This window comes from Streptomyces sp. NBC_01571, from assembly GCF_026339875.1.
In the GTDB taxonomy this organism is placed as follows: Bacteria; Actinomycetota; Actinomycetes; order Streptomycetales; family Streptomycetaceae; genus Streptomyces.
Genome location: NZ_JAPEPZ010000001.1, coordinates 955,508 through 981,471, shown reverse-complemented (window position 1 = coordinate 981,471; position 25,964 = coordinate 955,508). Strand labels below are relative to the sequence as shown.

At 72.0% G+C, this 25,964-nt stretch carries 22 protein-coding genes and 1 pseudogene; 11 read left to right on the top strand and 12 right to left on the bottom strand.

Annotated elements, in window-relative coordinates; all coding sequences use genetic code 11:
* Positions 1-22 precede the first annotated feature (22 nt).
* Complete coding sequence (locus OHB41_RS04525; protein WP_266696649.1) at positions 23-1,435, bottom strand: PP2C family protein-serine/threonine phosphatase; 1,413 nt, start codon at positions 1,433-1,435, stop codon at positions 23-25.
* Between the two features lie 294 nt (positions 1,436-1,729).
* Entirely contained in the window at positions 1,730-2,410 is a 681-nt protein-coding gene (locus tag OHB41_RS04520; protein ID WP_266696648.1) for a TetR/AcrR family transcriptional regulator, read from the bottom strand.
* 134 nt (positions 2,411-2,544) lie between these two features.
* On the opposite strand from OHB41_RS04520, the gene OHB41_RS04515 reads away from it, so the two are divergent.
* A complete protein-coding gene (locus tag OHB41_RS04515) occupies positions 2,545-3,609 on the top strand; it encodes a medium chain dehydrogenase/reductase family protein (protein WP_266696647.1) in 1,065 nt (354 codons plus the stop codon).
* A 190-nt stretch (positions 3,610-3,799) separates the two neighbouring features.
* On the top strand, positions 3,800-5,821 hold the full coding sequence (locus tag OHB41_RS04510; protein ID WP_266696646.1) for a phosphocholine-specific phospholipase C: 2,022 nt from the start codon (positions 3,800-3,802) through the stop codon (positions 5,819-5,821).
* On the opposite strand, the gene OHB41_RS04505 is transcribed toward OHB41_RS04510, so the two are convergent.
* Both OHB41_RS04505 and OHB41_RS04500 read right to left on the bottom strand, forming a co-directional pair.
* Positions 5,822-6,835 carry a Gfo/Idh/MocA family protein gene (locus tag OHB41_RS04505; RefSeq protein ID WP_266696645.1) on the bottom strand — a complete coding sequence of 338 codons (1,014 nt, stop codon included), beginning with the start codon at positions 6,833-6,835 and terminating at the stop codon, positions 5,822-5,824. It abuts the gene before it with no gap.
* Positions 6,836-6,885: 50 nt separating this feature from the next.
* Positions 6,886-7,980 (bottom strand): baeRF3 domain-containing protein, encoded by a 1,095-nt coding sequence (locus OHB41_RS04500; RefSeq protein ID WP_266696644.1) that lies wholly within the window; start codon positions 7,978-7,980, stop codon positions 6,886-6,888.
* Between the two features lie 330 nt (positions 7,981-8,310).
* Here OHB41_RS04500 and OHB41_RS04495 point away from each other — a divergent pair, with 330 nt between their 5' ends.
* Complete coding sequence (locus OHB41_RS04495) at positions 8,311-8,811, top strand: arginine deiminase family protein (protein ID WP_526024888.1); 501 nt, start codon at positions 8,311-8,313, stop codon at positions 8,809-8,811.
* Positions 8,812-8,813: 2 nt separating this feature from the next.
* Here the strand turns inward: OHB41_RS04495 and OHB41_RS04490 are convergent, their stop codons facing one another.
* Positions 8,814-10,382, bottom strand: coding sequence for an FMN-binding glutamate synthase family protein (locus tag OHB41_RS04490; RefSeq protein ID WP_266705648.1), 1,569 nt, complete (start codon positions 10,380-10,382; stop codon positions 8,814-8,816).
* Between the two features lie 345 nt (positions 10,383-10,727).
* On the opposite strand from OHB41_RS04490, the gene asnB reads away from it, so the two are divergent.
* Complete coding sequence (asnB, locus tag OHB41_RS04485; protein WP_266696643.1) at positions 10,728-12,569, top strand: asparagine synthase (glutamine-hydrolyzing); 1,842 nt, start codon at positions 10,728-10,730, stop codon at positions 12,567-12,569.
* Here asnB and OHB41_RS04480 read toward each other — a convergent pair.
* Both OHB41_RS04480 and OHB41_RS04475 read right to left on the bottom strand, forming a co-directional pair.
* On the bottom strand, positions 12,562-13,089 hold the full coding sequence (locus OHB41_RS04480; RefSeq protein ID WP_266696642.1) for a DUF4232 domain-containing protein: 528 nt from the start codon (positions 13,087-13,089) through the stop codon (positions 12,562-12,564). The genes asnB and OHB41_RS04480 overlap by 8 nt on opposite strands.
* Positions 13,090-13,239: 150 nt before the next feature.
* The gene (locus OHB41_RS04475) at positions 13,240-14,823 is read right to left on the bottom strand and encodes an alpha/beta hydrolase (RefSeq protein ID WP_266696641.1); all 1,584 of its coding nucleotides are present in this window, start codon (positions 14,821-14,823) and stop codon (positions 13,240-13,242) included.
* A gap of 330 nt (positions 14,824-15,153) precedes the next feature.
* On the opposite strand from OHB41_RS04475, the gene OHB41_RS04465 reads away from it, so the two are divergent.
* Positions 15,154-15,900 (top strand): chaplin, encoded by a 747-nt coding sequence (locus OHB41_RS04465; protein WP_323138351.1) that lies wholly within the window; start codon positions 15,154-15,156, stop codon positions 15,898-15,900.
* 391 nt (positions 15,901-16,291) lie between these two features.
* Positions 16,292-17,146 carry a GNAT family N-acetyltransferase gene (locus OHB41_RS04460; protein WP_266696640.1) on the top strand — a complete coding sequence of 285 codons (855 nt, stop codon included), beginning with the start codon at positions 16,292-16,294 and terminating at the stop codon, positions 17,144-17,146.
* On the opposite strand, the gene OHB41_RS04455 is transcribed toward OHB41_RS04460, so the two are convergent.
* On the bottom strand, positions 17,124-17,492 hold the full coding sequence (locus tag OHB41_RS04455; protein ID WP_266696639.1) for a hypothetical protein: 369 nt from the start codon (positions 17,490-17,492) through the stop codon (positions 17,124-17,126). The two genes, OHB41_RS04460 and OHB41_RS04455, sit on opposite strands and share 23 nt — an antisense overlap.
* Before the next feature lie 183 nt (positions 17,493-17,675).
* Between OHB41_RS04455 and OHB41_RS04450 the strand changes: the two are divergent.
* Positions 17,676-18,050 (top strand): annotated as a pseudogene (locus OHB41_RS04450) (MerR family transcriptional regulator); the annotation flags it as partial.
* A 6-nt stretch (positions 18,051-18,056) separates the two neighbouring features.
* Here OHB41_RS04450 and OHB41_RS04445 read toward each other — a convergent pair.
* Positions 18,057-18,806 (bottom strand): MBL fold metallo-hydrolase, encoded by a 750-nt coding sequence (locus tag OHB41_RS04445; protein ID WP_266696638.1) that lies wholly within the window; start codon positions 18,804-18,806, stop codon positions 18,057-18,059.
* Positions 18,807-19,307: 501 nt separating this feature from the next.
* Between OHB41_RS04445 and OHB41_RS04440 the strand changes: the two genes are divergently transcribed.
* Together OHB41_RS04440 and OHB41_RS04435 are read left to right on the top strand one after the other, a co-directional pair.
* Complete coding sequence (locus OHB41_RS04440; RefSeq protein WP_266696637.1) at positions 19,308-20,081, top strand: GNAT family N-acetyltransferase; 774 nt, start codon at positions 19,308-19,310, stop codon at positions 20,079-20,081.
* A gap of 244 nt (positions 20,082-20,325) precedes the next feature.
* Positions 20,326-21,237 carry an NAD-dependent epimerase/dehydratase family protein gene (locus OHB41_RS04435; RefSeq protein ID WP_266696636.1) on the top strand — a complete coding sequence of 304 codons (912 nt, stop codon included), beginning with the start codon at positions 20,326-20,328 and terminating at the stop codon, positions 21,235-21,237.
* Positions 21,238-21,300: 63 nt separating this feature from the next.
* Here OHB41_RS04435 and OHB41_RS04430 read toward each other — a convergent pair whose 3' ends face one another.
* Both OHB41_RS04430 and OHB41_RS04425 read right to left on the bottom strand, forming a co-directional pair.
* A complete protein-coding gene (locus tag OHB41_RS04430) occupies positions 21,301-22,182 on the bottom strand; it encodes a GNAT family N-acetyltransferase (protein ID WP_266696635.1) in 882 nt (293 codons plus the stop codon).
* Positions 22,183-22,311: 129 nt separating this feature from the next.
* Positions 22,312-22,575 (bottom strand): GlsB/YeaQ/YmgE family stress response membrane protein, encoded by a 264-nt coding sequence (locus OHB41_RS04425; protein WP_266696634.1) that lies wholly within the window; start codon positions 22,573-22,575, stop codon positions 22,312-22,314.
* Between the two features lie 233 nt (positions 22,576-22,808).
* On the opposite strand from OHB41_RS04425, the gene OHB41_RS04420 reads away from it, so the two are divergent.
* Positions 22,809-24,245: a hydrolase gene (locus OHB41_RS04420; RefSeq protein WP_266696633.1), complete on the top strand. Its 1,437-nt coding sequence runs from the start codon at positions 22,809-22,811 to the stop codon at positions 24,243-24,245.
* 278 nt (positions 24,246-24,523) lie between these two features.
* On the opposite strand, the gene OHB41_RS04415 is transcribed toward OHB41_RS04420, so the two are convergent.
* Positions 24,524-25,237, bottom strand: coding sequence for a carboxymuconolactone decarboxylase family protein (locus tag OHB41_RS04415; RefSeq protein WP_266696632.1), 714 nt, complete (start codon positions 25,235-25,237; stop codon positions 24,524-24,526).
* 73 nt (positions 25,238-25,310) lie between these two features.
* Here OHB41_RS04415 and OHB41_RS04410 point away from each other — a divergent pair, with 73 nt between their 5' ends.
* On the top strand, positions 25,311-25,949 hold the full coding sequence (locus OHB41_RS04410; RefSeq protein WP_266696631.1) for a TetR/AcrR family transcriptional regulator: 639 nt from the start codon (positions 25,311-25,313) through the stop codon (positions 25,947-25,949).
* The last annotated feature ends 15 nt before the right edge of the window (positions 25,950-25,964 follow it).

Genomic DNA, 25,964 nt, shown 5'->3' with positions numbered 1-25,964 from the left:
GACCGGCCGCTCAGCCGGCCCTTCAGCCGCCGACCCTGGCGACGAGCACGCAGGCGTCGTCCTCGCGGTGGGTCTCGCCGAACTCCTCGACAACCGTCCGTACGCAGTCCTGGGCCGTGCGGGCTCCGCCGAAGCGCGGGGCCAGGTCGAGCAGCCTCTGGACGGCCGCCGCTCCGTGGCACCGAGGGACCAGTCCGTCGGTGTGCAGGAGCAGCAGGTCGCCGTCCTCCAGGGTCTCTTCGGCCTGTCCGTATGCGGCACCCGAGGTCGCGCCGAGCAGCACGCCGTGCGGTGGTGTCAGGATGCGCCCCGTCCCGTTGCGGAACAGCAAGGGGGCGGGGTGTCCCGCCTGCGCCCAGGTGAGGGTGCGGGACCCGGGCCGGTAGCGGCAGCAGACCGTGCTGCCGAGAGTCGGCTGTACCGAGGCGTCGACCAACCGATCGAGCCAGGAGAGGAGTTGACCCGGCTGGGTTCCCGCCATGGCCATGCCGCGCAGAGCGCCCAGCAGCATCGCCATGCCGGAGGCGACGGTGACGCCGTGTCCGGTCAGGTCGCCGACGCTCAACAGGGTTTCGCCGTCGGGAAGTTCCAGCGCGTCGTACCAGTCGCCGCCGATCAGTGCGGTGGCCGACGAGGGGAGATAGCGGGCGGCCAGGTCCAGTGCCTCCGGGCCCCGGCGGGTGAACCGCAGGCTGCCGTGCCGTGGCGGCAGGACGGCCTCCTGCAGCTCGACCGCGAGCCGGTGCTCGTCCTGCGCGAAGCGCCGGTCGTGCCGCAGCGAGTCACGGGTCTCGCTCACCGTCCTTTGGCTGCGCCGCAGTTCGCTGACATCGCGCAGCACCGCCCACATCGCGGTGGTACCGCCGTCGGCGTCGAGCACGGGCTCACCCATGATGTGCACGGTCCGCACTCCGCCGTCCGGGCGCACGACGCGGAACTCCCCGTCGATCGGTTTCGCGTCGATGAGGCAGTCGGTGACCATCGCCGTCAGCATCGGCCGGTCCTCGTCGAGCACCAGCGACGGGAGCTCGTCGAGGGTGAGCGGGGGAGCGCCGGGGTCACGGCCCAGGATCTGGTAGAGCTCCCCGGACCAACTGGCCTCGTCCGTCAGCAGGTTCCACTCGGCGCTTCCGACCCTGCTGAGCAGGGAGCCCTCTCCGGGTGCGGCGGGCGCGGGGGCGGGTTCCACGGGCACCGGCGGGGGGCCGTCCCGGAGCTGCGCCAGGTGCTGGTCCAGGTCGTTGAGCTGGTGCATCGCCAGATCGCAGAGGGCGCGCTGCCAGCGTCCCTGGGCGTCCGCGCCGTCGGCGGGTGCGTCACGTCGTACGGCGTCCACCTCGCCGCGCAGGTGCCGCGTCTGCGAGATCAGCGCGTCGACCGCGCCGCGTGGGGGCGGCTGCGCGGCGGGGCGGTCCGCAGAGAGATGGGGCGACATGACGCACTCCGATGAGGGGACGGTACGACCAGAGCTGGGCGGAAGGACCGTTACGACTGTTGCACAGCCCGCGACGCCCTGTAAGGGATTTGGCAACACACGATCCGGTGGTGCTTCTGGCATGTGCCGCAGTCCATCCGGAGGGGTGGACCAGGACCGATGAGGTACGCGCGGTGCTTGCCCAAGTCGTAGACAGCGTACGTGACTTGACGGCTTACGGGGGTGGCGGTGGCCTTTCCTCACTCTTGTGTTCGAGGGTCATGTGTGCGGGTCATGTCCAGGGCATGTTCGGATTCAGAGGCCGTGGGTGAACTCTCCTGCCTCCGCCTCGTAGAGGGGCCCCGGATCGATGCCCATGGAGGCGAAGTTGCCCTCGATCTCCAGGCTCGCCAGGCCGTGCAGATGAGCCCAGAGCAGCACGGTCCGCGAGGCGACCGTGGGCGGGACGTCCTCGACTCCGCGGCGCTTCATCCACTCCTGGACCTGGTCCTGTGAATCCTCCGGCACGGCCGCGTCCGGCGACGCCAGCGCGTTCGCCACGTTCAGTACGACGTTCATCGCCCGCTGGGCCGCCTCGACCAGGCGGGTGGCGTGGGCGTCGTACCCCTTGAAGGGGGCCCGGAACAGCAACCGGTAGCGGTGCGGTTCGGTCCGCGCCCAGTCGCGGTAGGCCCGGACGACCGCGGCCAGGCGTTCGGCCCCGTCCCGTGCGGGGGCGCCGGCGGCGCGGGCGAGGGCGGCCGCCAGTGTCTCGTAGGCGTCGACGACCAGCTCGGTGAGCAGGCTGTCCCGGTTGGCGAAGTAGCGGTAGAGCGCCGGGCCGGTCATGCCCAGCTGTTTCGCGACCGCGTTGAGCGACAGCGCCTCCGGGCCGCCGTCGGCCAGCTGGCGCAGCGCCGCCGCCTTCACCTCCTCCCGCACCTGTGCGCGGAACCGATCGCGCGGGCCCGGTCCGGTCCGGCTCTCCGTGGTCACGTCATCGCCTCTTCTGTCGCTCGTCGGAACGGGACTTGACGTGCCCAGTGTAGAGGGGCAAGCTTTAGTTAGAACCTATAACGCAAGCGTGACTCTCTAACGAAAATTCCTGCCGAGCAGAGGAGCCGACCGTCATGGACACCCACACCACCGCGAACCTGGTGACCGAAGTCGTCCTGCCGGGGGTCGTGGAGCCCGCCGGCCTGCAGATCCGGACGCGCCCCGCGCCGGAGCCGGCGGCCGGTGAGGTCCTCCTCGCGCTGGAGGCCTCCGGGATCTCGTTCGCCGAGCAGCAGATGCGCCGCGGCAAGTACTACGACCAGCCTCCCTTCCCGTTCGTGCCCGGCTACGACCTCGTCGGTGTCGTGCTCGGGACCGGCGCGGGCGTCGACGCGTCGCTGGTCGGCCGCCGGTTCGCGGCGCTGACGAAGGTGGGCGGCTGGGCCAGCCGGGTCGTGCTGCCCGTCGCCGACCTGGTCGAGGTGCCGGGCGGCCTCGATCCCGCCGACGCCGAGACAGTCGTCGTCAACGGCATCACCGCCTGGCAGATGCTGCACCGCGTCGCCGGCGTCCGGGCCGGCGAAACCGTGCTCGTGCACGGGGCGAACGGCGGAGTGGGCTCGACCCTCGTCCAGCTCGCCGCCCACGCCGGAATCCACGTCATCGGCACCGCCTCGCCCCGCCACCACGACGCGGTCCGCGCGCTCGGCGCCACGCCGCTCGACTACCGGGCCGACGATCTGCCCGCCCGCGTGCGGGAGTTGGCGCCCGGCGGCGTAGACGCGGTCTTCGACCACGTCGGCGGTGACGGCATCGTCGACTCCTTCCGGCTGCTGGCGCGCGGCGGCACGCTCGTGTCGTACGGCACGGCCTCGACACGGGACGTCGCCGGATCCTCCAAACTGCCGGTGCTCAAGCTGGTCGGCCGGCTCCTCCTCTGGAAGCTGCTGCCCAACGGCCGGCGCACGCACTTCTACAACATCTGGGCGGGCAGGCGCCGCGCCGCGGCCTTCCAGGACCGGTTGCGCACCGACCTCGGGCAGGTGTTCGCGCTGCTCGCCGAGGGTGCCATCACCGCGCAGGTCGCGGCGCGCATCCCGCTCGGCCGGGCCGCGGAGGCCGTCCGCCTGGCGGAGTCCGGCACCGTCACCGGCAAGGTCGTCCTCGTCCCGGACCCGCACGCCCACCCGGAGGCGTGAGGAGAGGACGGCCCGCTGTCCGGCCGGCGACGCGCCGTCCGCGAGGTGCCCACCGGAGGCCGACGCCGACCGTCACGGTTCGGCCGCTGTTCACCCGCAACTCACCGCGCGGGTATGGATCTCGGGGATCACCGCGTGCACGCTTGCGCGCGGTGTGCCGCTGGGGCACTCCAGTGACGAGGGCGGGCGAATGACACCGATCAGCCGAAGAGGTTTCGTGGGGCTTGGGGCATCCGTGGCGGCGGGCACCGCGCTGGGCGTCGGCTCACGTCCGGCGGCGGCCGCCGGCACGGCGAGCGGCACCATCACGGACGTACGGCACGTCGTCATCCTCATGCAGGAGAACCGCAGCTTCGACCACTACTTCGGCCGCCTCAAGGGCGTCCGCGGATTCGGCGACCGCAGCGGCATCACGCTGCCCGGCGGGTACCCCGTCTTCAACCAGCCCAACGGCGGCGGCCGGCAGTACCCGTGGAAACTGAGCTCCACACCGGCCGCGGGCGGCAAGGACGGCGAGACCCTCGCGCAGTGCAACGGCGACCTCCCGCACTCCTGGTCCTCGCAGCACTCCGCCTGGAACAAGGGACGCCTCGACAACTGGGTCTCCGGCGTGGGCAACGTCCGTTCGCTCGGCTACCTGGACCGCTCCGACATCCCCTTCCACTACGCGCTCGCCGACGCCTACACGATCTGCGACGCCTACTTCTGCTCCACGCTCAGCGCCACCGGTCCCAACCGCACCTACCTCTGGTCCGGCAAGGTCGACGGATCCAGCTACGACGGCGGCGACGAGTCGGGCCTGACCTGGCAGAACTACGCGGAGGCGCTCCAGACGGCCGGAGTGACCTGGAGGGTCTACCAGAACGCGCAGGACAACTACGGCGACAACGCCTGCGCCTACTTCAAGAAGTTCGCCACGGCCAAGGCCGGCGACCCGCTGTACGACCGGGGCATGGCCTCCGTGCCGCGCGTCACCGGCTCCACACCCGACGACATCGCCGCCGCCATCAGGTCCGACGTCCTCGCGGGCACCCTGCCCCAGGTGTCCTGGGTGGTCGCCAACCAGGCCTTCTCCGAGCACCCTTACGCCCCGCCCGGGGACGGCGCCCACTTCGTCGACCTGGTGTACAAGGCCCTCGCCGCCGATCAGGACGTCTTCGACTCCACCGTCCTGTTCCTCAACTACGACGAGAACGACGGCTTCTTCGACCACGTGCCGCCGCCGGTCCCGCCCGCGAACACGGCCGGGGAGTTCCTCGGGGGCGCTCCGTACGGTCTCGGATTCCGTGTTCCGATGCTGGTCGTCTCGCCCTGGACCCGCGGCGGCTGGGTCTCGTCGGAGGTCTTCGACCACACGTCCGTGCTGCGCTTCCTGGAGACCTGGACGACCTCGCTGGGCAGACCCGCCGCCTGCCCGAACATCAGCGCCTGGCGCCGCAAGGTCACCGGCGACCTGACCGGCGTCTTCGACTTCGCCCACCCCGTGTACGGCGCCGTCGCCCTGCCCGCCACGAGCGTCATCGGCATATCCACCTGCGGTCCCCTGCCCAACCCGGTCCCCACCACCAACGCGCTGCCCGTCCAGGAGCCCGGCACCCGGCCCGCCCGAGCCCTGCCCTACCAGCCGAACGGCTACCTGGACCACCTGGAGTTCGGTGCGAGCGGCAAGATCCTCGCCTGGTTCGCCATGGCCAACCAGGGCACCCCGGCCAGGAGCGCCGCGCACTTCTCGATCCACCCGAACGCCTACCGCGACACCACGCCCTGGCAGTACACGGTCGACGGGGGCGGCACCGCATCCGACTACTTCAACATCGGCTCGGGGTACGGCGACGGGAAGTACGACCTCACCATGACCGGGCCCAACCGCTTCCTGCGCCGGTTCAGGGGCGACGCGACACAGGCGGGCAAGTCGGCCGAGGTGAGCACCCGTTACGCCACCGAGCCCGGGACCGGGAAGACGGCGGTCTACTTCAGGATGGCCAACTCCTCCGCCTCGGCGGTGAAGTTCACCATCACCGCGAACCAGTACCGCGGCGACGGGCCGTGGACGTACACCGTCGCCGCGGGCGGCTGGGCCGAGGACTACTTCAACGCCGTCGCGTACCAGGACGGCTGGTACGACTTCACGATCACCGTCGACTCGGACGCGAGCTGGTCACGCCGGTTCACCGGGCACATCGAGACGGGCGCCGCGAGCGTCAGCGGCTGATCACGCGTAGAGGTCCGGGCGCGCGGCGAGTTCGACGGCCACCCGGCCGCCGCTCTCCAGCGCCCGGACACCCGCCTCGGCCACCGCCGACGCGGCGTACCCGTCCCAGACGCTGGGCCCGGTGACCCGGCCCTCACGGGTGGCGTCCACCCAGGCCTGCACCTCGCGGTCGTAGGCGTCGGCGAAGCGTACGAGGTAGTCCTGTGGCACTTCCTGACGGGAACCGTCCGCCGTCGTCACCCGCATCGCGTTCTCGTCCCCGATCCGTGCGCTCCCGGACTCGCAGACCGCCTCGCAGCGCACCTGGTAGCCGAAGCCGGTGTTCACGAAGACCTCCACGTCGACGAGTGCGCCCTCCGCGGTCTCGAACAGCACGAGCTGGGGGTCGAGGAGGTCCGCGGGCGCGTGCGACGAAGGCCGCGGACGCAGCACCGTCACGGCCGTGAGCTCCTGGCCCAGCAGCCAGCGTGCCGCGTCGATCTCGTGCGAGACGGAACTGTTCACCAGCATCGCCGAGGTGAAGCCGGCGGGGGAGGAGACATTGCGGTGCGTGCAGTGGAGCATGAGCGGACGGCCCAGCCGCCCGCTGTCCAGCAGGGACTTCAGACGTACGTACTCGGCGTCGTACCGGCGCATGAAGCCGACCTGCGCCAGCCGCCGCCCGAGCCGTGCCTCGGCCTCCACCACCCGCAGCGCCCCGGCCGACTCCGGCACCATCGGCTTCTCGCACAGGACCGGCAGCCCGCGCTGGAAGGCCGCCAGCAGCGCTTCCTCGTGGGCGGGCCCGGGGGAGGCGACCAGCACGGCCCGCACACCGGGCGCGTCCAGGGCGGCCGACACCTCGGTGTGCACCGAGACTCCGTCGATCCCGGCGACGGCGTCCTTGGCCCGCCCGGTGTCGGGATCGGCCACTGCCGCGACCCGGGCGCCGTTCACCACTCGGTCGATTCGTCGTATGTGGTCGGCTCCCATGTGGCCTGCCCCAAGGACCGCCACACCCAACAACTCGCTCACGTGCTCACCTCTCGACCGACAGTTCTCCAGGAGATTGTCGGCCGGAGAGATCAGTAGCGCAGCACCCCGGCGATGCCTTTCGCGTCACCCAGACTGCCGTCGGGGACGAAACGGACCTCGGCGCCGGTCTCCAGGCACTGTTCGACGATCTCGTCGACGATGTCGTCGCGGGCTTCCAGGTCACCGCTCTCGGCCGGCACGAGGTGGTCGCCGTCGTCGCGGACCGTCTCGCGGTAGTTCTCCTCCACGGCGAGCAGCCGGACCCGGCCCTGCGACGCGTTCTGCCACACCTCGTCGACCCCGGCGGCGAACTCCTTGCGGCCGCGGGCCGACTCGAGCTCTCGGGCCACCGTGTCGGCGTTCCTCCGCTCCTCCGCGCCGACCAGCGGACGGACCGCCTGCCACACGGCCTCGGGCGTGGCGTGCGCGAGGCCGCCGTGCTGGAGGTGCCACGCGTCCCTCGTGACCGTGCCGACCTCGTCCAGGAGGGAGAGCGCGGCGGTGTCACCGGTGACGTACAACGGACGGCTCCGCTCACGGAGGACGGCGCTCATCGCCGTGTCGGCCTCGCGCAGGAAGTTCCGGGTCCGCTCGGCGCGGAAGGTGCTGGCCAGGTCACCCACGCGCTCCTGGCGCTCGGCGTCCGGGTCCTCCAGGCTGCGGGTCAGGGGAAAGCCGTCGGTGTGCTCCTCGGCGACCCGCGCGCCGCCGCCGTTCCACAGCGTCACCCGGTCGGCCGAGACCGAGAGCACCCAGAACGGCCGCTCGGAGGACTGGGCGGCGACCAGGTTGCGGGTCAGGAAGGTGTCCGAGAGCACGACACGCTCGGGGACCCGGCGGGCCAGCGACCACACCTGGTGCTCGCCGGGCGCCGCGAAGATCGCCAGACCGTCCTCGGCGTGGGCCAGGTCGACCTCCGCCATGGCCTGGTCGAGCTGCTGGACCAGTTCGGCGCGTTGCTCACGGGTGACGGCCGGATCGGACTCGATCTGCTTCTTGGCCTCGGCCACGACATTGCGCAGCCGGACCGGATCCTGGGCGTTGTCGGGTTCGCGGCGGTGCGTCGGTGTCAGCACGGACACCGCGGGGTAGGGCCGCGGCCGGCGCAGATCGGAGAGGGTTGCGGGACTCAGCGCATGCTCCATATCAGCACCATAGGACTGATTCCCTTATCGGGCATTTGGGGTAATTGATTGCTAGTGTCACTCGGGTCGCCCCTCATGCTCCCGACACCGCCGCAGGACCTCCATGACGCAGCCGGAGGCGTACCGGCGCAAGGGCGGAACGGAAGAGCGCGCAGCTGCGGCGCCCCCCCATGGCCAGGGTCCCGGAGCATGCCGCAGGCACATCGGGGCGAGGTCGTCGGGTGCGTCGGCCTGATCGTCCGCGTGCCGGGTGGCGGCCGTACCCGGATCGCCTCCCCAGTCCCTCACCTCCTGAACCGTCGTCCCCCCCGATCCGGAGAAAGGCGCCCCGTGACCCGTCAGGACACCATGAACCGGTCGGTGTACGGCGTCCACTCCGAGGTCGGCCGACTGCGCAGGGTGCTGGTCTGCGCGCCGGGTCTGGCGCACCGCCGGCTCACCCCCACCAACTCCGGCGACCTGCTCTTCGACGACGTCATGTGGGTGGAGAACGCCCGGCGCGACCACGCGGACTACGTGGAGAAGCTGCGCGAGCGCGGCGTCGACGTCGTCGAGCCGCACGATCTCCTCGCGCAGACGACGGCACGGCCCGCGGCCCGGGACTGGCTCCTGGACCGGAAGATGGAGCGGCAGCAGTGGGACAGCGGGAACAACGCGGTCGCCCTCGAACCGGGTGTGGTCGTCACCTACGACCGCAACACCCACACCAACGCGCGGTTTCGGAAGGCCGGCATCGAGGTCATCACCATCGTGGGCGCCGAGCTGGGACGGGGGCGCGGCGGCGGACACTGCATGACCTGCCCGATCGTCCGGGACCCGGTGGAGTTCTGATGTCAGAACGAGTCGGGGTCCGCCGCCGCCCAGTCCCGCTCCCAGGAGGCCGGCGCCTCGGCGAGCAGAACGCCGGGCTCCAGCCACTCGTAGAGCTCCGCGTAGGACCGTACGGTCGCCGGGTCCGTACGGCGCAGCAGCTGGCTCGGAGTGAGCTCACCGGGATCCCGTACTCCCATCGCGGCCATGATCCGGGTGGCGCTGTGGACCGTGGCCCGCTGGTACCGGTGCACCCGTACGGACTTGTCGGCCACGTCCAGAACACGGACGCGGCGCGGATCCTGGGTCGTGATGCCGGCCGGGCAGGTGTTGGTGTGACAGCGCTGCGCCTGGCGGCAGCCGAGGGCGAACAGCATCGCGCGGGCCGCGTTCGTGTAGTCGGCGCCCTGGAGCAGCCGGGTGACGAGGTCCGCGCCGGTCGCGACCTTCCCGCTCGCACCGACGCGCACGCGGTCGCGCAGACCGGTGCCGACGAGGGCGTTGTGCACCGTGATCAGCCCCTCGGTGAGCGGCGTTCCGAGCCGGCCGGAGAACTCCGGGGGCGCGGCCCCGCTGCCGCCCTCCGAACCGTCGACCACGATGAAGTCGGGTGTGACCCCTTCCGCGAGCATCGCCTTGCACACGGCGAGGAACTGGCGGCGCGAACCGACGCAGAGCTTGAGGCCGGTCGGCTTGCCGCCCGCCGAGCGCCGCATCCGGGCGATGAACCCCACGAGCTCGCGGGGGGTCGAGAAGACCTGGTGGTACGGCGGCGAGAGCACGGTGCGCCCTGCCGTGACGCCCCGGACCCGGGCGATCTCGGCGCTCACCTTCGCCCCGGGCAGCACCCCGCCGACGCCCGGGTGCGCGCCCTGGGACAGTTTGAGCGACACGCACCGGACCTCCGGCAGCGCCGCCTTGTCCGCGAACTCCCGTTCCTCGAAGCCCCCTTCGGCCGTCCGGCAGCCGAAGTACCCGGTGCCGATCTCCCAGACCAGATCGCCGCCGCCGCGCAGATGATGGTCCGACAGACCGCCCTCGCCGGTGTCGTGCGCGAAACCACCCAGCGCCGCCGCCCTGTTGAGGGCCAGGACCGCGTTCGCGGACAGCGCTCCGAAGCTCATCGCCGAGACGTTCAGCAGCGCCATGTCGTACGGCTGGGTGCAGTCCGGACCCCCGACGCGGATCACGGGCGGTTTCTCCGGCACCTCGACCGGGCTCATCGACGGCACCAGGAACTCGTACCCCCCGCCGTACACGTCGTGCTCGGTGCCGAACGGCTCCTCCGCCTCGGCGCCACGGGCCCGCGCGTACACCATGCCGCGCACCGCACGGTCGTACGGACGCCCGTCGTGGTTCCGCTCGACGACCTGGCGCTGCACGTGTGGCCGCACGGCTTCCGCGAAGAAGCGCAGATGGCCCAGGAGAGGGAGGTTCCGCAGCTCCGAATGGCGGGTCTGCGCCAGGTCCCGCGCTCCGACGGCCGTCAGTGCCATCAGGAGCCCCGCCAGGCACCACCACCAGGCCGAGACGGCGCACGCCAGGGTCAGGGCCCCGGCCAGGCCGAGGACCACGAACAGCAGCGAGAGCATCCGGCGCACACCATGAGTGAAGCGCATGGGGCGGAAAGGGGCGAAAGGGAGCAAGCGTCCCGGGATCTCTCCGCTTGTTGGGCAATTCTTTACCCTTGGCCGATTCCGGCGGAGGGTGGCCCGGCGTCGAGGGGGTCGACGGGTCCGCGGCGGGCAAAACGCGGCCGGAATCGACGGGGTCGCTGTGCCGGCCGGGTTACGTCCGTGTTGACGCCCCTTTCCCGCAGGGCGGAGCCTCAAGGTATAGCTGCTGGATACAACTGGTTTTGTGGAAGCGACCGCGGGACCCTGTAAGTGCAGGTGAGCGCGGAGCGCTGCCTGCGAACCGGACGCAGGAGGTAACGCATGTGCGGCATCACCGGATGGGTCTCCTTCGATCGCGAGCTGCGTGCCGAGGGCGAAACATTGGATGCGATGACGGAGACGATGTCCTGCCGCGGCCCCGACGACCGCGGCACCTGGGCCGAGGGCCCCGCGGCCCTGGGCCACCGCAGGCTCGCGATCATCGACCTGCCCGGTGGACGGCAGCCCATGACCGCCGAGACCCCGGAGGGCACGGTCGCGCTGGTCTACTCGGGGGAGGCCTACAACTTCACCGAACTGCGCCGTGAGCTGACCGGCCGCGGTCACCGCTTCTCGACCGACTCCGACACGGAGGTCGTGCTGCGCGGCTATTTGGAATGGGGCGCGGAGCTCGCCGGACGGCTCAACGGCATGTACGCGTTCGCCGTCTGGGACGGCCGCCACGACAAGCTCGTGATGATCCGCGACCGCATGGGCATCAAGCCCTTCTACTACTACCCGACCTCCGACGGCGTCCTGTTCGGCTCCGAACCCAAGGCCATTCTCGCCAACCCGCTCGCCCGCGCGAGGGTCCGCCTCGACGGTCTGCGGGAGCTCTTCACCTTCGTCAAGACACCAGGGCACGCGATCTGGGACGGCATGCACGAGGTCGAGCCCGGCACCGTCGTCACCGTCGACCGCTCCGGCCTGCGCCGGCACGTCTACTGGCAGCTGGAGACCCGGCCGCAGACCGACGACCGCGACACCTCCGTCGCCACCGTGCGCACGCTCCTCGACGACATCGTGCGCCGCCAGCTCGTCGCGGACGTGCCGCGCTGCACGCTGCTCTCCGGCGGCCTCGACTCCTCCGCCATGACCGCGCTCGCCGCCCGCCAGCTCGCCGAACACGGGGAGCGGGTCCGCAGCTTCGCCGTCGACTTCGTCGGCCAGAGCGACCACTTCGTCGCCGACGAACTGCGGGCCACCCCGGACACCCCCTTCGTGCACGACGTGGCCCGCGCCTCCGGCACCGACCACCGTGACATCGTCCTGGACGCACAGGCCCTGGCCGACCCGGACGTCCGCGCCAAGGTGATCAGGGCCAGGGACCTCCCGATGGGCTTCGGCGACATGGACACCTCGCTGTATCTGCTGTTCCAGGCCGTCCGCGAGCACTCCACCGTCGCGCTCTCCGGGGAGTCCGCCGACGAGGTCTTCGGTGGCTATCTGCAGTTCTTCGACGAGGAGGCCCGCAGCGCCGACACCTTCCCGTGGCTCGTCCGGTTCCAGCGCGACTTCGGCGACGACGCCGACGTCCTGCGCGCCGACCTCACCGAGGCGATGGACCTCAAGGCGTACGTCGCCGACGGCTACCGCACGGCCGTCGCGGGAATCCGGCGCCTGGACGGCGAGAGCGACTTCGAGTACCGGATGCGGCGGATCTGCTACCTCCACCTCACCCGGTTCGTACGTGTCCTGCTCGACCGCAAGGACCGCACGAGCATGGCGGTCGGCCTCGAGGTGCGGGTGCCGTACTGCGACCACCGGCTCGTCGAGTACGTGTACAACACGCCGTGGTCCCTGAAGTCCTTCGACGGGCGGGAGAAGAGCCTGCTGCGGGAGGCGACCGCGGACGTGATCCCGAAGTCCGTGTACGACAGGGTCAAGAGTCCCTACCCGTCCACCCAGGACCCCAAATACGCGATCGCCCTCCAGGACCACGCGAAGGACCTGCTGGCCCGGCCGGCGCATCCGGTCTTCGACCTCGTCGACCCGGACAGGCTCCGCCAGGCCGCCCACCGCGACACCCCGCAGATCACGCAGGCGTCGCGACGGGGGCTGGAGCGGACCCTGGACCTGGCGACGTGGATGGACCTCTATTCCCCGGAGGTGTCCTTCAGCTGAGCTGCCGGTCGGCGGCGGCCTGAGAGGGCTGCCACCACGTGGTGACCGGCTCCCACACGAGTACGGCGTCCCCCGCGCCCAGCTCCCGGGCCGTGAAGGAACGCCCGAACCGTGCGGGGTCCGCCGAGACCCCGATCGAGTCCACCCGGCGGGCCTCGGGGTCGGCCGGGTCGGCGATGGTCCGCACGGCCGCGTACGCCGTCCTGCCCGCGCCGAGCGCGTACGGCCCGCTCTCACCGGCGGGCACCGGCAGGGCCGCGCCGTCGAGATCCCCGAAGACGACCGTGGGGATGCGGTCGACGGTGCACGTCCGCGCGGACCGGTTGGTGACGCTGATGTGCACCACCCTGGGGTCGGTGGCCTGGTGGGCGCGCACGACGACGGACCTGTCGGCGCACTTGGCGGGCTGGGCCGCGGCGGCCGGCCGGGCGGACCCGGCGGCGGCCGAACTGCTCTGCGGCACGGCGAGGAGCAGTGCCGCGGCGGCGGCCGGGAGGGCGAGAACGGAGCTGATGCGCATCGGTGGGTTCCCCTGTTTCGGTCACGACGGTCGGTCACGTACGGTGCGGCGCGCGCCGGGCGACGCCTGCCCAGTGTGACGACCGGGGAGCACAAGGGGTTGTATCCGACTTGTCGGTGTTACCGGGTCACGCCGTTTCCGTGACGTGCGTCAGGGGTTGTCCCTTCCGCTCTCCGGGCCGCAGGAACTGCCGTTGTCCGGCAGGGAGCCGTACAGCAGGAAGTCGTCGACCTTCCGGTGCACGCACTTGGAGGAGGTGTACCCGGTGTGGCCCTCGCCCCTGTTGTCGAGCACGACGGCGGAGGAGCCGAGCCGGGCGGCGGTCTCCTCGGTCCAGCGGTACGGCGTCGCGGGGTCCCCGCGGGTGCCCACGAGCAGCATCTTCGGGGTCCGCACGTTGCGCACGTCGTCACGGATGTAGTCGGTGCCCTTGGGGCGCCCGTGGCACAGCAGTACCTGGGTGAGCCGGTACCGGCCGAAGACCGGCGACGCCCGGTCGTAGGCGGCGCGCAGCGCGTCGACGTCCTTGGCGGCCCGCTCGGCGCTGGGCCGGTCCGGGTCGTCCGCGCAGTTGATCGCCATGAAGGCGGCGGGGAGGTTGTCGACGGGGATGTCCGCGGGGTCGACGAGCCCGGCGTGCGGGGTACCCACCGCACGCGGCCTGGGCAAGGAGGCGCCGCCGCCCGACAACTGCATGAGCCCCTGGGTGTCGCCGTCCTGGACGAGCGAGGCGAGAGCCTGCTCCAGCGTCGGCCACATCCGCCGGCTGTACAGCGCCTGGCCGACGGCACCCGCGAGCTCCTGACCCGTGAACATCGGCCCGAGGCCGGTCGGCACCGGATCCCGGTCCAGCGAGGCGACGAGCCGGACGACCTGCTCCCGGGCCTCGCGCGGATCCTCCCCGAACGGGCAGGACACGTCCTCGGTGCACCAGGTGAGGAAGTCGTCCAGGGCGGTCTGCTGTCCCTCGGCCCCCACCAGCCCCTGCTCGGCCATCGACTCGGTGAGCGTGTCCACGCCGTCGAGCACCATCCGGCCCGTCTTCTTCGGGAACTGGGCCGCGTACACCGCGCCCAGGCGGGTTCCGTACGAGAAACCGAGGTAGTTGAGCTTCTTGTCGCCGAGCGCCTGCCGCATCACGTCGAGGTCCCGGGCGGCGTTCACCGTACCCATGTGGGCCAGCACCGGGCCGGAGTGCGCGGCGCACGCGGTGGCGACCTTCCGCAGCTCCTTGAGGACGGCCTGCGGATCGCTGCCGTCGGCGGCGGGTCCCGCAGCGCCGGATGTCTGGTCGGCGCCCTCGCCGCAGCTGACGGGCGAGGACCGGCCGACGCCCCGGGGGTCGAAGGTCACCACGTCGTAGCCGTTGGTGAGGTCCATGAAGTCCTTGCCGTCGTCCGCGGCGAGCTCGGGGACCCCCGCGCCACCGGGACCGCCGAAGTTCAGCAGCACGGACCCCCTCGAGGCGCCCGTCGCGCGGTACCGCGCCAGCGCGATGTCCAGGGTCCCGTTCTGCGGGTGCGCGTAGTCCAGCGGAACGGTCACCTTCCCGCACTGGAGGTCGGCGGGCATCCCGTCACCCGCGCAGACGCCCCACGTGATCCTCTGGTGGTAGAAGCGGGACAGATCGGGGGCGTCGGCGGCCACGGCCGACGAGGGGAGTCCCGCCGTCAGCAGGGCCAGTGTCGCCGCGCCGGCTCCGACGCACGTCCAGCGTTGGTGCACGGACAGCATGCGGGCCTCCAGGGACGGCGGGAAGCCGGATCGGGATGCCCTCCCGGTCGCGACAGGAATCACGATAGGCGGGGGTCCGGGAGCGCGCCTCCGGGCGACTGGTCCGCACCGTCCCGCCTGCCGCACCCTCCGGGCATCCAGAAGGAGTCCCGGTGATCCGGGACCCCGACGCTCAGGTGGCGACGCCCGGTCGGAGCGCGCCCGGAGTAGTTCGATAAACGTGACGCTCGATGGAGTGAAAGCCCGATAAGCCATAACTCGGATGGTGCTCTCGCGTTTTACGCGGTGCGGGTGAGTGCCCGCGACCATGTCTGGAAGGTGAGGGAACCTATGAAACGGGTTACCCGGAATGGATTGATCGCCGCGGCCGCCGCATCGGGCGCGCTGGCCGTGACGATGCCGGCGTACGCCGACTCCGCGGCGCAGGGCGGTACGGCGGGTTCACCCGGACTGATCTCCGGCGACACCATCCAGCTCCCGGTGCACGTCCCGGTGAACGCGTGCGGGAACACCGTGAACGTGGCCGGCCTCCTCAACCCCGCGGCGGGCAACAGCTGTGCCAACGTGAGCGACGGCGGCGCCGTCCGTGGAGTGGGCGGTGGCAGTCGTGCCGGTGACCGCGGCCCCGGTGCGGGCGGCACACGCTCCGGCAACGTCGGCGCGCACACCGACAGGGCCTCGGGCACGGCGGCGGGCGGGGCGCTCGCACAGGGAAGCGGAAAGGATTCTCCCGGTCTGCTCTCCGGTAACGGCCTGCAGCTGCCGGTCCACCTCCCGGTGAACGTCAGCGGCAACTCCGTGAACGTGGTGGGCCTCGGCAACGCCTCGGTGGGCAACACCTCCACGAACACCTCGGGCGGTGTGCCCGTCCAGCCCGTGGTGCCCGTCCCGGCGCCGAAGCCCCCGACGAGGGCGATCGTGCCCGAGAAGGCGCCGTACCAGGCAGCTGAACAGCCCATGGCGTCCCTCGCGCACACCGGCGCGGACCAGACGGTGCCCGCGATCGCCGCTAGCGCGGCACTGCTGCTGGGCGGGGCGGTGCTCTACCGGCGGTTCAGGCCCGCCGCGCTCCGCTGACCCGGCGCTCCCGCGGCGACGAAAGGCTCCACCGGGCTCAGGACCGGTGGGGCCTCGTACGTGTCCGGTCGTGTCCGGTCCCCTCTCCGTGCCCGTCCGGTCCCGACTGCCGTCCGGTCCGGTCCGGACGTGTGCGATCCGATTGCCGTTCGGTCCGGTCCCGACATGTGCGATCCGATTGCCGTCCGGTCCGGTTTCGGTCCGTTCCGGCGCCGGTGAGCCGGGCCGCTCCGGCCGACCGGGCGTGTGCCGGACGGCGGCCGCTGAAATCCCCGCGGAGATCCGGAAGGATGTCGGTGCGGGTGTGGCCGACCCGGAGCGTCCCCGAGCACCCCGGCACCCGACGTTCCGCAGCCGGCACCCGACACCACTGAGCGAATGGAGCGCACAGATGACCTTCCCGGGTTCCGAGGACCTCGTCGTCACGCAGGCATCGCTCGATGACTGGTCGGTGGTCGCCGGGTGGGCCGCGGACGAGGGATGGAATCCGGGGCTGTCCGACGCTCCGAGCTTCTTCGCCCAGGATCCCGAGGGCTTCTTCATCGGCAGGGTCGGGGCGGAACCGGTCTCGGCCGTCTCGGTCGTCACCTACGACGCCGACTACGCCTTCCTGGGTTTCTATCTCGTACGACCGGATCTGCGCGGCCGCGGCTACGGTCTCACCACGTGGAAGACGGCCCTGGCGCACGCGGGCGGCCGGACCGTCGGACTCGACGGTGTGGTCGCGCAGCAGGACAACTACCGGCGGTCCGGGTTCGAGCTCGCCCACCGCACCGTCCGATTCACCGGAACCGTACCCGCGGCGCCCGTGCCGGCGGGAGTGCGGCCCGCCGGGGCGGCCGACCTCGCGGACATCGCGGCCTACGACAGCGCCTGCTGCCCGGCCGACCGTCCCCGGTTCCTCGCACGGTGGCTGGCCGGACCCGGCCATCGCACGTTCGTCCGTGTCGCGGACGGACGGCTCACCGGCTACGCGGTCGTCCGTCCCGCCCTCGACGGTCCGCGCGTCGGCCCGCTGTTCGCCGACACCGCGCAGGACGCCCGGGCCCTGCTACGCGCGGTGGCCGCGGAGACCCCCGGGCGGGGGATCACCGTCGACGTCCCGCGGACGAACACCGCGGGCATGGCCCTGGCCGAGGAGTTCGGCCTCAGCCCCTCCTTCGAGACGGCTCGCATGTACACCGGACCGGTCAGGCCGTTCGCCCGGGAGCGGGTCTACGGCATCACCACGCTCGAACTCGGGTGACGGCAGGCGCCGGGCCGACGGGGCGGGACAGCGCCCGGTGTCGGCGCGGCGCGGCGGGAACGACCGTCGGTCTCCCGCCGCCACGACCCCGAGCGCGGCGACGATCAGCGGGAGCGAGGTCCAGGGCAGGGCGGCCGCGCCCGCACCCAAGTGCGTGGCCGGACACCAGGAAGCCGACGCGGCTGTCCTGGACGCCCAGGTCCCGAGCCATCCGCGGCAGCAGACCCGCGGGCAGCAGCTCCGTCACGACGGCGGTGAAGGCGGCCGTGGACAGGGCGAGCAGCGCGCGGAGGGGCAGTTTCGGGGCAGCCGTGGCGGTGCCCTTGGCGGGCGGTGCGAGGGACATGCGACCATGCTGAAACCCTCACATCAGTGTGAAGGCAAGGGCGCGAGGGCCTGTGCGTCGGCCCGGGGCGGGGCCGTCGGCCGGGCCCGGCGTGCCGGGCGGGCCAGGGCGAGGGAGCCGGTCGACGGCGGGTACGCCGGTCAGGGGGCGGAAGCCAGGGAGCGGAAGTCAGGGGCGGAAATCGTGCGGACCGGTGAGCTGTCGCGCTGTACCGGCGTCCCCACCCGGATGCTGCGCTACTACGAGGAGCAGGGGCTGCTGCGCCCGGAGCGAACCGCCAACGGCTATCGCGCGTACGGCGAGGCGGCCGTCCCGTGCGTCCGGCAGATCCGCCTGCTCCTCGACTCCGGGCTCACCACCGAGATCATCCGCGCCCTTCTGCCGTTCCTGACCGACCCCGGCGAGATCCACCTCCACCCCGAGTGCCTCACGCCGGAGACCGCCGCGCTCCTGCGCGGGGAGGTCGACCGCATCCAGAGCCGTATCGACTGCCTGGCCCGTGACCGGGACGCGCTGCGGGCCCATCTCACCGCCGTGCAGCCGGGGGCGGTGGCACCGCCGGCGTCAGTTGGCGAGCTCCAGCGCGCGCCGCGCGGCGTCGCCCACGGAGCCGTGATGGACCGGACCGTGGCCGGGCAGCAGGACGTCCGCCGCGAGGGTCTCGATGCGGGCGAGTGACGCGATGGCCATCGCACGCTCGGCGTGGAACATGTTCGGCAGCAGCTGCGGGCCGCGTGTCCGCGAGGTGGGATGACCGCTGACCAGCGCGTCGCCGGAGATCACGACACCGGCGTCCGGCAGGTGGTAGACGCAGTGCCCGGCGGTGTGCCCGGGCGTGTGCACCGGTACCGGACGGCCGGGCAGGTCCAGCGGCCCCTCAGCGGGGAACGACTCGGGCCGGGTCATCCGGACGTCCGCCGTGCCCCCGGACCTGATGGCGTGCACGGCCCACGGCAGTACGCCGGGGCGCCAGGCCTGGAGCATCACCGACCCCACGCTGACCTGCTGGATGAACTCGCGCCGCGCGTGCGGGAGTTCCTCCTCGTGCAGATGGACCGGGACCCCGAAGGCACTGCTCAGGTACTCGGCCGATCCGAGGTGGTCGTTGTGCGCGTGCGTGATGAGGACGGCACCGATCGCCTTGGGGGAGTGGCCGAGCGCGTCCAGGGAGGCGAGGACGTCCGGACGGTCGCCGGGGTACCCCGTGTCGATCAGGGTGACGGCGTCCCCCTCGCTCAGGATCACCCAGTTGGTGTTGCTGCCGTGAACCAGATGAACTCCGGCCGCCACCTCGACGATCGCGTCCTCGCGCATGACCATCCCGATGCTTGAGATCCCATCCCGGCCGGGCTGCGCCGGACGGGACCGTGTCAGTGCGAAGGTATCGTGCGTGCGCCGGAGTGCGACCGGCGCCCTCGGTGTCCTCGGGGGTCGTACGCCACACGATGGCGCCGCCGGTTCGCCCGCGGGGCCCGGCGGGCGCCTGCCGGACCGTCTCCGGCCTCGCCGCTCCGGCGGCCGGCTCGAAGCTTCTGGCCTGCGCGCCGTCCGGTACCGCGGCCGGCAACGCCGCCGTGACCGTGCGCGCCCGGGGGCCATGGGCACGCCGATGTGGGCGCCGGCTCCGGGCACCGCGCGGACCTGTCCGATCGGCCTCCGGTCGTGCAGCCGTGGATCCGACCGACCGCGGGTCTCCCAACCGACCGTCGCCGCACCAGCTTTGACCTGGGGTGATGCCCCGAGGTGGGGGTGGGCGACCGACGCCCTCGGAGGAATGCCATTGCCGTATGCGCCGCAGGGTGCTGGAGTGAGCCCATGGATCACGTTGCGGTACTGGCCCTGTTCGACCGGGACATGCGGGAGGACGCGCGGCCCGACGGCCCGGGGGCCCGGGTCGAGCGCGTCGACAAGGTGGTGCGCCAGGTCGGTGCGGAGCACGGCTGGAACGGGGTGATCTGGTCGGATCTGGACGGCCCGGGCGCCGACGCGGCCATCGCCGACCAGGTGCGGTACTTCGGCAAGCTCGGCCGGGAGTTCGAGTGGAAGCTGTACGGCCACGACAAGCCGGAGAACCTCGGACAGCGCCTGCGTGACGCGGGGTTCGTCGCGCAGCCCGAGGAGACGCTGATGATCGCCGAGCTGGGCGATCTGGCGCTCGACGCCCAGCCGCCCGAGGGCGTACGGCTCCTGCCCGTCACCGACCGCGCCGGCGTGGACCTCGTCGCGGACGTCCACGAACAGGCCTTCGGCACCGACAGCACCCGTATGCGCCACCAACTGCTGGCCCAACTCACCGGTGACGAGGACAACGTGGTGGCGGTCGTCGCCCTCGCCGGCGACGAGCCGGTCAGCGCGGCCCGCATGGAAATGGTGCCCGGTGCCCGGTTCGCCGGACTGTGGGGCGGCGGCACCGTCGAGTCCTGGCGCGGCCGGGGCATCTACCGCGCCCTCGTCGCCCACCGTGCCCGGGTGGCCGCCGACCGCGGCTACCGCTACGTCCAGGTCGACGCCTCCACCCAGAGCCGCCCCGTCCTCGCCCGCCTGGGCTTCCAGCCACTGACCACGACGACGCCGTACGTCTACGGGTAGCGCCGCCGGGCTCGCCGGGACTTCTCGTACGCCGGTGCGCCCGCACGCGTCGCGGTGGCCCGCACGTATCGCGGTGGCACGCACGTATCGCGGTCCGCCCGCACGCGTCGCGGTGGCACGCACGTATCGCGGTCCGCCCGGAAGTGTCGCGGTGGCCCGCACGTATCGAGGTCCGCCCGGACGCGTCTCCGTCCGCGCCGGGAGGCGATGTCACACCCCGGCGCCTTCGTTTCGTCGCACGGGTATGACGACACGACAGAGCATCCTCCTGGCGGGCGCGAGCGGCGTCCTCGGCCGGCACGTCACCCAGGCCCTGACCGGGGCGGGACACCAGGTCACCGCCCTGGCCCGGAGTGCGGCGGGCGGTGTCCGGGCGGATCTGATGGACCGCGACGGGCTGCTGCGTGCCGTGGACGGCCGGCACTTCGACACCGTCGTGCACGCCGCCACGGCCCTGCGCAAGGCACCCCTGCGCCACCGGGACATGTACGCGACCGACGCGCTGCGCACCGAGGGCACCGCCCACCTGATCGAGGCCGCCCGGGCCACCGGCGCCCACCGGTTCGTCGCCGAGTCGATGGTCTTCGGATACGGCTACGGGGACCACGGCGACCATCTCCTGACCGAGGACGACCCCTTCGGACCGCGGGGCACCACGCCACGGCTCGAACGGCACATCGCGGCCATGCGCACCAAGGAACGACTCACCTTCGAGGCGGCGGGACTGGACGGCATCGCGCTGCGCTTCGGCCTCTTCTACGGCCCCGGCGGCACCGACGCGCTCCTGCCCATGCTGCGCAGGCGGCAGCCCCCCGTCGCCGCGGACCACGATCGGGTGCTGCCGTGGACCGGTCTCGTCGACGCGGCGGCCGCCGTGGTCGCCGCCGTCGAGCGCGGACGCCCAGGACAGGCGTACAACATCGCCGACAGCGCCCCGATGGGCTTCGGCGCCCATGTCCGAGCCGTGGCCGAGCGGTTCGGGCTGCCGAAGCCGGTGACGGTACCGCTGTGGACTACGAGCCCCATGGCGTACGCGCACGTCGTGATGGCGACGACGATGCGGGTGTCCTCGGCGAAGGCGGAACGTGAACTCGGCTGGACCCCCGCGTACCCGTCGACCTACGACGGGCTCGCGGCGCTCGGGGCGGCCGGGTGAGGGGCCGCACTTCCCACCCGTCCGTACGCGGCTGTACCTGGACGTACCCGGTCGCGCCCGCCGTCACAGGTCGAGCTGGTACTCCACCGCCCGGTGCGTCGGCCGATAGCCGAGCGCGTCGTTGATGCCGCGCATCGGCGCGTTGCTGTCGGCGGTGTCGGTGAGCAGGCCCTCGAGCCCCGGGTGCCGTCGGCGGGCGGTGCGGATCGACTCGGCCTTCATCCAGAGTCCCAGCCCGTGGCCCCGGTGCTCGGGCACCACCCCGGTGCCGTAGTGCTGGGCGTCACCCCGGCCGTCGCCGGGCACGACGAGCTCGCTGAAGCCGACGATCGAACCGTCCGCACGGTCCACCGCGGCGACCGTGTGGAGCAACTCCCCGCGTTTCGCGACGGCTTCGGCAGCCGCGACGACCCTCGCCACGTCCCAGACGACGGTTCCGTAGTCCGTCTCCTCCATCGGCATGTCGTCCATGGCCCGACGCGAGTCGGCATAGGTCCGTGCCAGGTGGGGCGGCACCGTGCCGTCCCAGCGCGTCAACGCGTACCCCGGATGCGGCCGTTCGGCGATTCCGTCGATCCGTACGAGGTCCATGCCGGCGAGCGGCAGCCGTGCGTACGTCAGTGCCAGCACCCGGCGGAAGCCGCGGGCCGCCAGGAACAGGTCGCCGGGTGAGCCGTGCGCGGCCTGTGCGACGAGCGAGCGCCGCCCCTCGGCTCGCGCCGCCGAGACGGCCGCGTCCAGGAGGCGGTCGCCCACCCCCCGACGCCGTTCGGCCGGGTGGACCGCCACCTCCAGCTCGGCGAGGTGCTCCTGCCCCTCCTTGGTGAAAATCCGCAGAAACGCGGAGCCCACGGGCACGCCCGTCGAGTCGGCGGCCAGCCAGGCCAGACGCCGACTCGACGGTGCGGGCTCGGGGTCGGACAGCGGCGTGATGAGCAGGGACAAGGTCTCTCCGTGGCGTCTGCGGCGCGGGGTGAAGTCCGCAGAACCTATGTGCCACGCTCCGGGCGCCGCAAGGGAATTGATCGGCCCACGGAACCGGGGCAGCGCGCGGGCGGGTGGCCGCCCGGCGCGTCAGCGGCGGACCTTCACCCGGTCGAGCGCCGCGACGCCCACCGCCGCGACGGCGATCTGTATGAACCACTCGATCCAGTCCGGGCCCTTGGTGTCGGCCACGCCGAACGCGGAGGCGATCCCGGCGCCGATGAACGCGGCGACGATGCCGACGACGATCGTCCACAGGATGCCGATGTGCTGGCGTCCCGGGACGACGAGCCGACCCAGTATGCCGATGATGATGCCGATGACGATGGCACTGATGATGCCTGAGATCTCCATGTCCGCCCCTTCAATTCTGGACCCGTGCATCTAGGGGTGTTCCCGCTGGGGGCGGAGACAGTCCGTTCGGCTTGCCGGGCGTCCTCGATCGGGTCCGGCGGACTCCTGTCCAGTCGCGACATTGCCATGTACCGTTCAATAATCTGTCGCGCGGAAGACGGCTGATCACCGTTCTACGCGCGGAGACTTGGGCGCCCGCTCCGCCTCTCCCCACCCCCATGGAGGTTCGCCGGATGCTTGGATTCAGAAAGTCCCGCCACAGACTCGCCTCGGCGCTGGCCGTGTTCGGACTCGTCGTCACGGGTGCGGCCGTCCAGGCGTCCGCGCCGGCCGCCGCGGCCACCCAGCACCGCGTCCTGTTCGACAACGGTCATGCCGAGACGGCGGGCAACGCCGACTGGGTCATCTCCACCAGTCAGCCCGACCCGTTGGGCCAGGACTCGTCTCCGTCGTCCGAGACCGACTGGACCGGGGCCCTCTCCTCCTGGGGCGTCGCCCTGCAGAAGACCGGCGACTACAGCCTCAGGACCCTGCCCTCGGGCTCCAGCCTCACCTACGGCGGTTCGGCCGCGAACGACCTGTCGAACTTCGACGAACTGGTGCTTCCGGAGCCCAACACGCTCTTCACCACCGCCGAGAAGACCGCGATCATGACGTTCGTGAAGAACGGCGGCGGGCTCTTCATGGTCTCCGACCACACCGGCGCCGACCGGAACAACGACGGCTACGACGCGGTCGAGATCTTCAACGACCTGATGACCAACAACAGCGTCGACTCCACGGACCCGTTCGGCTTCTCGATCGACACGCTCGACGTCAGCTCCGGATACCCGGCGGCCATCAGCGACAGCACCAACCCGGTCCTGCACGGTTCGTTCGGCACCGTCACGAAGAGCCTGATCGCCGACGGCACCACGGCCACCCTCAAGCCGTCCGACAACTCCGCCGTCAAGGGACTGGTCTACCGCAGCGGTTACTCCGGCAACACCGGCGCGTTCTTCGCCACCAGCACCTTCGGCAGCGGCAAGGTCGCCTTCTGGGGCGACAGTTCGCCGATCGACGACGGCACCGGCCAGTCCGGCAACACGCTGTACGACGGATGGAACGACACCGGTGCCACGAACGCCGCCCTCGCCCTGAACGCCACCGAGTGGCTCGCGGGCGCCGGCGGCGGCGGTGGTGGCGGAGGCGGTGGCACCTGCACCGCCGCCCAACTGCTCGCCAACCCGGGCTTCGAGTCCGGCAGCAGCTCCTGGACCGCCACCAGCGGTGTGATCACCAACAGCAGCAGCGAGGCCGCCCGCACCGGCTCGTACAAGGCCTGGATGGACGGGTACGGCACGGCCCGCACCGACACGCTCGCCCAGACGGTCACCGTTCCGTCCGGCTGCGCGGCCACGCTGAACTTCTATCTCCACGTGGACACGGCCGAGACGACCACCACCACCGCGTACGACACCCTCAAGGCCCAGGTACTGAACAGTGGTGGCACGGTCCTGTCGACGCTCGCCACGTACTCGAACCTGAACGCCGCGTCCGGGTACACGCTGCGCAGTTTCAACCTGTCCGCCTACGCGGGGCAGACGATCACGGTCAAGTTCACCGGCACCGAGGGCTCCATGCTGCAGACGTCGTTCGTCCTCGACGACACGGCGCTCAACGTCAGCTGACCACGAGCCGGGTGAGCGAAGGGGCGGGCCCGGGTACGGTCCCGCCCCTTCGCCGGTTCCAGGGTGTGTCCGCCAGGTCGGGCGGCCGGTTGGCGGGACATGCCTGCCCGGCGGGTGCTCCAGTCGCATGCGCGACCCGTCGCCGACGGTTGCACGGTCTGCCGCGCTGCGGTGGCCCCGCCGGCCCGCCCACGTCGCCCCGGACCGCGCCCGCGGCCCGCACCCCGCCGGCTCGGCCCCGCGGCCCGCGTCGTGGGCGGGGTGCAGCCGGAGATCGGTCAGGCGGCCTCGGCCGTCTGCTTCCCCTCCCGTTCCTTCCGCTCGGTCAGCAGCGCGTCGAGGACGTTCAGGGCGCGCCAGGTCCGGGTCATCCCGAACGGCGCGGTGGCACGGACGGCGGCGCGGATGTCGTCGGGCGTCGCCCCCGCGCCCAGCGCGCGGCCGACGTGGGCGCGGAAGCTCTCCCGGAGGGTCTGGTAGAGGACGTCCACCGTCATCGTGGCGAACGCCCGCTCGCGGACGCTGATCCGGGACATGCCGGCACGCATCCGCGACTGCAGGTCCATGTAGTCGGCGAAGCCCGGATCGAGGGCGCGCACCTCGGCGCGCATCGCCGCGGGGAGGGGGCTGCCGGTGCCGTCCGCGTTCACCTGGTGGCTCTGGCCGGTCGGGCCGGGCAGGCCGTGGTCGCGCTCGATCTCGGCCAGCCGCTCCAGAGCGGCCAGTGCCGCGGGGTAGCCGCTGTCGTACGAGATGAAGCGGAGCAGCTCGCGCAGGTCGTCGGCGTCGAGACCGTTGTCCAGGGCGGCCCGCACGTGCAATTCGTACGGCATCCCGAGGACCTGTTCGCAGACGTCGGCGACGACGCTGAGCAGGGCCCGCTCACGTGGTGTCAGCTCCGCTCCCGCCCCGGCGAGTCGGAAGGTGGCCGAAGCCATTGCGGCGAACACCGGGTCCAGTTCCTCGACCGTGGTCCGGGTCGGCAGCGTCATGTGACTCCCCTTGAGTGAACGGCTGTAGGGCTACGACTGTAGCTCTACAGCCCGCCCCTTACAATGCCGGATCATGGACGCCACCACGCCGGCCCGAGAGACCGCCCGCCCCGCGCGGCGTGGCCGCAACCCGCGCGGCCAGGGCGAGCGGCTGCGCGCCGAGATCGTCGACGCGGGGCTGCGACTGCTGGACGAACTCGGCGACGACCAGGCGCTGTCGCTGCGCGCGGTCGCCCGCGAGGTGGGCATCGCCGCGACCTCCGTCTATATCCACTTCGCCGACCGCGACGCGCTGGTGCTGGCCGCGCTGGAGCACTGTCATGCGGGCCTGCTGAGCGCGGTGGACGACGCGGAGTCGGACGCCGCCGACCCGGTGGCCGCGTTGCGCGCCCGCACGGCGCTGCTCGGCGCGTGGTCCCGTGAGCACCCGGGGCTGTACAAGGTGCTGCACGAGAGCACGCTCAACCGGCGCACCGACATGTCCTTCAAGGAGGAGATGGCCGAGCGCACGACCGCGGCGATCCGCCGCTGCATGGACGCCGGGCTGGCGCCGCGCGGCGACGCGGAGACCGTCTCCCTCGATCTGCGCACGGCCGTCCACGGCGCGGTCTCGCTGCGCGTCAACCAGCCCGGGATGCCCTGGCCTCCGCTGGAGGAACAGGTGGACCGCTTCCTGACGAAACTGGTCGGCGTCCCGCCCGCGGAGGGGTGACGGCGCTGGGGGCGT